Here is a 5,551-nt window from a genome sequence, read left to right on the forward strand (position 1 = left end):
CCCCACGAGCGGCCGGCCAACGTCCTTCAGAAATCTCTTGAGGGCATCGGCGATCGTCGCGTCGTGCCGCGCCTGCGACAGTCGCGTCTCCAGAGCGGACGGCACGGGTCCTCCGTCGGACACGAATTGCCGGAACACCTCGAAGTCGCGGGTGAGCGTGAAGCCCAACTCGTCGAACGGATTGAATCCATCGAGGAGGTCGGACGCTGCGTACAACCTCTGAAGCATCGTCGGCAGCATCCAAGTTCTCCATTTGAGGTCTAGCGAAGCGCCGTGTCTAGCAATCTTGCGAGCCTTGCAGCGGCAAGGGCTGCGCGGTTGCGGGCGGTGTTTCGTGCGTTCGTTTCGTAGTCGCGCGTGAGTTGAACCGCGGCCGGTCCGAGCCCGACCGGCTGGGCGTACGCGAAGCTCTTTGCGGCCTCGAAGCTCTCCTGCGCCCATCGATCGGGATCGAGCACCTTCTCCGCATCGGCATCGACCGCGACCGACCCGAGACCACCCCGGTCGTCAGCGTCGAAGATGGCCCCGAAGACAGAAGAATATCCGCCGAAGAGACGATCCCAATAGGCGTGCAGCGCGATCGTCTCGCCGGTGGCCGGGACGACCATCTCGGCGTTGCCGCCGCGGTCGCCGTGCGGAAGCTCGGCGGTATAGCGGGCGATCGCGTGAAGCGGTTGATGGAGATCCCCGACGAGGTGCAGCAACCAGACGAGGTCGTAGGAACGGAGTTGATCGGAGGCGCCGGAAGCTGCGGGCAGCGTAGCGATCATGGTCTTCGCCATCTTCGCGGCATCGACCGGATCCGGTGCGGGCAGTGTCGTGCCGTCCGGCGAGAACAATATGTCCTCATAGTGCCAATAGCTGTGCTTCAGCTTGTCGTAAGCTACGTTCTGCCCGGCGGTCGCGTCCGTAATGCGATCTTCCCGGTAATCGCTCTTCGTCTTGATGTCGTCGGCCCACGTCGCCGCGTGGACGAAGGCATAAGTCCTTCGGGAAGCTTCGTCCTGCGCACCGCACGTCCAGACCTGATAGTCGGGATTGAGCCTGAGCAGGCCGTCGATCTTGTCCTTGATCGCGGGATCCAGCCGCTTGTAGGCCAGATAGGCGATCTGCATATGGCCTTCGTCCCACCACGCGGACGCCGGGTCGGGCAGGAGCGCGACGAGGCAGGACAACGCTATCAAAGCGGCTTTCTTCATGCGCGTTCCTCCGCGATTCGCCCAGTGGATGACACGTCGGCTCCGGTATCGCGATCGTTACAGGTTCCGAGGTAGAAGATCGGACTCGGATTTCACCGGAATCGCCGGCCGCGCCTCGCCTACGACAGGCTGATCTTTGGTCTCGAAAGTATCGGCCGACCCGACCTGATCGCCGAAGTCCAGGCCGGTCCGGCGTTCGATCTCGGTGATGGCGACACGCCATTGCGAGACGTCGACGAAGGCCGGCGGCTTCGGCGGAATGCCTCCCTTGCGCTGTTCGGACAGCAGTTGACGCTGATCGACGACGAGCCCGACTGATTTCACGCCGTTCTTGCCCTTCCAGGCGATCACCTTGAAAAACGACGACGGAATCTGGGTGGCGTCAGCCCAAAGATCCACCTTGTCGTCGAAAATCGGTCCCTGGAAGACGCAGATGCGGTTCGCGGTCTCTTCCGAGATGGCTCCGTTTTCGAGGACGTATTGCTCGGCGCCCTGCCAGAATTTGGTGCTCTCGTTGAAGCGGAAGTGCTGCGGGGTGCAATTGGTGAAATGATAGGTGTCCGCATTCGCGCGTTCGGCTTGATCCTTGCTTCCCCAGTCAGGGTCCACCCGGCGAGTTAGATGGCCCCTGTCGAAGAGATTGGACCAACCAGAATAGAAGGTCTGGTCGATGAAGAAGCTCGCGCTGATGCGGGGGTCCCCGTACCACGTCTCTCCTTCGGCGCCGTTGGTGACTTCTCCCGTAGAGCGATCCACGTTCAGGAAGCTCTTGCCGTCGATGTTGGTTGCGGTGAAGAGAGCCATCTTCTTGGCCTTGTTCATCTTGATGCTGAAGTGCTCGTACTTCAGTTCACCGGCCTCGGCGTTCTGTTCGCCGGTCCTCAAGGGAGCGATCTGCTTCGCCAGTTTGCCGACCGGCGTGGGCAGAGGAAACGTTACGCCATGCACGAACCGCGGGTCGTAGCCGTCGCGATTCGAATAGTCCTGATCAATTGATATCTTTTCCGCCGCTCGCGTGAGCGCTTTCTGGGGAGCTGGCGCTGGCGCGATCGATGCGGCGGTCGCGTAGCTTCCGCCCACCCGGACACTCACCTCGATCGGAATCGTCACCTTGATCTCGTTCCCACCCGCTTCGCTGGCCATGACGCCCTCCTCCCCGATTACCAGACTCTCTTGTGCATCCGCGGAGGGATGCGGCGGCGAGAGTCGCCTTCCGCCCGTCTGCTCGAGCGCCGTTTTCGACAGATCGAGCGCGGCCCGCAATAGGTCGCGACGCTCCCCGTCGAGACTGGCGAGCCTGTCCGAGAGATGTCGATAGATGGCGCTGATCCGCACGCCTTCGTTGACGTTCGTCGGAATGGGATTGCCGTTCTCATCCTTGCGTTCGAGGAACGGCTCCCCGAAGTGATGAAGCGCAACGAGCTCCCACGCATCATTGAAGACCGCCGCTCCCGACGAACCGTGGTCGGTGTCGGTCTCGTACAGAAGCGTACGCTCCGTCCGGTACTGCAAAATGTTGTTTCGGATGGCGATCATCTTGGGCAGACCGTTCGGGTGCTGCACGATATTCATGTTCATGCCGATCACGTGCTTGTCCGGCCGATCGGACAGGACGCAATATCGGAAGTCTCTCGGATCGCCGTCGCCAGCCACCTTTCGCCCAAGCGCGACGAGGGCGTAGTCCAGTTCCTCCTGCTGCGAGAACAGGGCGAAGCGCTCGGGCGCCAAACGGAAGACGGTGGTGGGCCGCATTGATCCGTCGTCGCCCATTTCCCGATCGAAAGTGATCTGTGCCGAAAGGGCAGCGGCTTCGTCCTGGATCACGTGCTGGTTCGTCATGAAAAGCGTGGGACTGATCATGAAGCCTGTGCCGGCCGTCCATTTGCCTCCGGCCGTCGCCTCGACGAACGCGATTGCCCGCCGCGCCGTCGCGCCGCCCGGCAGGAACCACGACGTCTGCATGTCGTCAGGACCCTGCACGGCCTCCGCGCCTCGAGGCATGGCCTGCCGCGCGGCCCGCAAGTTGAACATCGCCATGCGCGCACGGTCCGGCTCGGCCTGGCGCCACTGCTTGCCTTCCACGAGCTTGCGCACGCGATCGCGATCTTCGCGCGTCTGCTCAACTACATTCCGAAACCGCGTCTGATTGATTTCCATGGGGTCAGCCCGTCCCGATCGAAAGCACGTCGAGCCGACCTCGGGACGCGGCAGCGCTCCGCAGGTTCGAACATCTCGACGTCATGCCACCGTCACAAATGCCGTCAGGAGCGCGCCGCATCCGGCGGTCCACTAGAGATCGTGCGGAAAAACCGTCGCGTTTCCGTCTGAACGCTCGCGATGTCATGAAAGTGCCGGCCTCTCCGGGTGCCCAGACATTACCCGCCCCGCAATAAATTCCGATAAAAAATTTGTCTGCAATCTTTGATTGCCGATCCTACATATGGCGCGCGCGCCGTCAAGCTCGCTCGACAAAAACCAAGAAACGAACGCATAGCCCGTTGACGCTTAGCGGCGGCCTCACAGCCATTTGGCTTCCAAGCTTGAACCCTGGTCACGTCAAATAGCAATATCCTGCTTCCCGCCTCTATCGACACATCGTCGGAGCTTTGGAAAGAGCCTCGCGACCGATCCGTTTAAGGCGGTCACGCGTTTTCTCGCCCGTGCTGGCCGCTTCCAGTATCTTTGAAGCCACATGGGTGCGAGCGCCCGTCTCGTAGCGCGAAAGGCTCACACAGACTTCGTCGAGGACCGACCGTAGAAGCGCAGTTGTGGCAGCATCGAACATCTTCAATCTCCCAATGGTACAACAGCAATAGAAGAAGCTGACGAACACGCGACAAAGAGATGTCTGTTCAAACCTTCGACGCTGTTTCGCTTTAGTTGAATAAAAGGCTCCGACCGGGGACGTGACGCTGATGCGCCCGGAGAGGTGCCATTTTCATGGAGATTAGCCGGTGGCACAGAAGCAACTGTCATCGATGGTCTCGGGCACAATAGTGGCATGTCCGCGCCGATCCATCGGGGAACGCTTGTGCAGGAAGGGATTGCGCGACGATGGGAGGGATTGTGCAACCATGGTGTGGCTGAGGTATCGAGAAAATGAATCGTTAACCCTGATCGATTCATAAAAATCATTGGACCTCGCTTCCGCAGGAAGCGAGAATCCGGGCATGCCAAACCTCGAGCCAAGTCCGCTTCACCTTCGCCGCATCGACGCCACCCGCAACATGCGGCGGTTTTACTTGCTTTCGATCCAGCCGACCCTGTTCGGCGGGATCTCGCTGATCCGCAACTGGGGCCGGATCGGCACGACCGGCCGAACGATGGTGCAGACCTTCGATGCCAGTGCAGAAGCGGGCGAAGCATTCGGACGGCTGGAGCGCGCCAAGCGCAGGCGCGGATACGCCTCTGCTGAGGAGAAAGTCTAAAGTTTCGTCAGTTTTCCGGGGATTATGGCTCCGCTTCCGATGTCTGGCTCTATTCGTCCGGCGGTCTTGGTGTCAGACGGAAGAAAATCGAAGCAAGACGGAGCCTGTTCCATGACCACCGCCAATGAGATTGCCGAGAAGATCGCCGCTGAGAACAGCCTGACAAAGACACAGGCGAAAGCGATTGTCGACGGCGTGTTCAAGGCCATCGCCGATGCAGCCGCGAGCGGGGCCGAGACAAGCATCGCCGGCTTCGGAAAGTTTAAGGTCAAGGACACCCCTGCCCGCGAGGGCCGTAATTCGTCGACCGGCGCAACGATCGCGATCGCGGCTTCCAAGAAGCTCACCTTCACGCCAGCCAAAGCCATCAAGGACGTCCTCAACGGATGAGCGGAGCCGTTGCACTTCGTGCCGTAAGTCGCTAGACGAGGGGGCTTACGCCCCCTCCTCTTCGGCCGCGAGTGCTTCGTTGCGCTGACGGATGAGGTCGGCCAGTTCGGCTTCGATCGCCTTGCGCTCCGCGGCCGTGAACAGGCATTCCCGCAGCTCGGCGCGCAATTCCTCAATGGTGTCGACGGTCATGAGGGCGTCTCCGATTGAAAGGAAGAAGGCCCCGCCTCGCGGCGGAGCCCTCTGGCGGTAGCCTCAGTCCCGGTTCGGCCGGGACCAGATCAGCTGCAGGCCCTCCTCGCCCTCCACCTCGATCAGGGTGGCGTAGATCGGAGCGGGGAAGCTCGGGTCATCCAGCTTGACCGAGAGGTAGTCGCGGCCCTCGTTGGAGACCTTCTGCCAGGCAGCGCCCAATTCGACGCTCGCGCCCGCGAAGATGCGGAAGTGCGGTCCCTTCTCGGAGGGGTTCTCGACGCGGACCAGCTTGGCCTTGACGTTGAGGTTCAAAGTCTTGATGGCGCCAGAAAATCCGTT

8 protein-coding genes are annotated in these 5,551 nt (G+C 61.1%); 2 read left to right on the forward strand and 6 right to left on the reverse strand.

The genetic code is table 11. The features are described 5' to 3' along the window. From CWO89_RS40155 to CWO89_RS48540, 4 genes are all read right to left on the reverse strand, one after another. Nucleotides 1-240: hypothetical protein (locus tag CWO89_RS40155; protein ID WP_207234667.1), on the reverse strand; the 240-nt coding region annotated here is incomplete at its 3' end. A 20-nt stretch (nt 241-260) separates the two neighbouring features. After that, on the reverse strand, nt 261-1,199 hold the full coding sequence (locus tag CWO89_RS40160) for a S1/P1 nuclease (RefSeq protein WP_130230134.1): 939 nt from the start codon (nt 1,197-1,199) through the stop codon (nt 261-263). 57 nt (nt 1,200-1,256) lie between these two features. After that, nucleotides 1,257-3,293, reverse strand: coding sequence for a DNA/RNA non-specific endonuclease (locus CWO89_RS40165; RefSeq protein ID WP_245476793.1), 2,037 nt, complete (start codon nt 3,291-3,293; stop codon nt 1,257-1,259). 490 nt (nt 3,294-3,783) lie between these two features. Continuing rightward, the gene (locus tag CWO89_RS48540) at nt 3,784-3,984 is read right to left on the reverse strand and encodes a hypothetical protein (protein ID WP_130230131.1); all 201 of its coding nucleotides are present in this window, start codon (nt 3,982-3,984) and stop codon (nt 3,784-3,786) included. 385 nt (nt 3,985-4,369) lie between these two features. Here CWO89_RS48540 and CWO89_RS40175 point away from each other — a divergent pair, with 385 nt between their 5' ends. Together CWO89_RS40175 and CWO89_RS40180 are read left to right on the forward strand one after the other, a co-directional pair. After that, nucleotides 4,370-4,627 carry a WGR domain-containing protein gene (locus tag CWO89_RS40175; protein ID WP_130230129.1) on the forward strand — a complete coding sequence of 86 codons (258 nt, stop codon included), beginning with the start codon at nt 4,370-4,372 and terminating at the stop codon, nt 4,625-4,627. A 111-nt stretch (nt 4,628-4,738) separates the two neighbouring features. Further along, nucleotides 4,739-5,017, forward strand: a complete 279-nt coding sequence (locus CWO89_RS40180) for an HU family DNA-binding protein (RefSeq protein ID WP_130230127.1) — start codon at nt 4,739-4,741, stop codon at nt 5,015-5,017. 45 nt (nt 5,018-5,062) lie between these two features. Here CWO89_RS40180 and CWO89_RS46415 read toward each other — a convergent pair whose 3' ends face one another. Further along, nucleotides 5,063-5,209 carry a hypothetical protein gene (locus tag CWO89_RS46415; protein WP_165421522.1) on the reverse strand — a complete coding sequence of 49 codons (147 nt, stop codon included), beginning with the start codon at nt 5,207-5,209 and terminating at the stop codon, nt 5,063-5,065. Between the two features lie 63 nt (nt 5,210-5,272). Then, the coding region (locus tag CWO89_RS40185) for a DUF736 domain-containing protein (protein ID WP_130583804.1) at nt 5,273-5,551 on the reverse strand (279 nt) is incomplete at its 5' end.

This window comes from Bradyrhizobium sp. Leo170 (assembly GCF_004296405.1).
Taxonomy (GTDB): Bacteria; Pseudomonadota; Alphaproteobacteria; order Rhizobiales; family Xanthobacteraceae; genus Bradyrhizobium.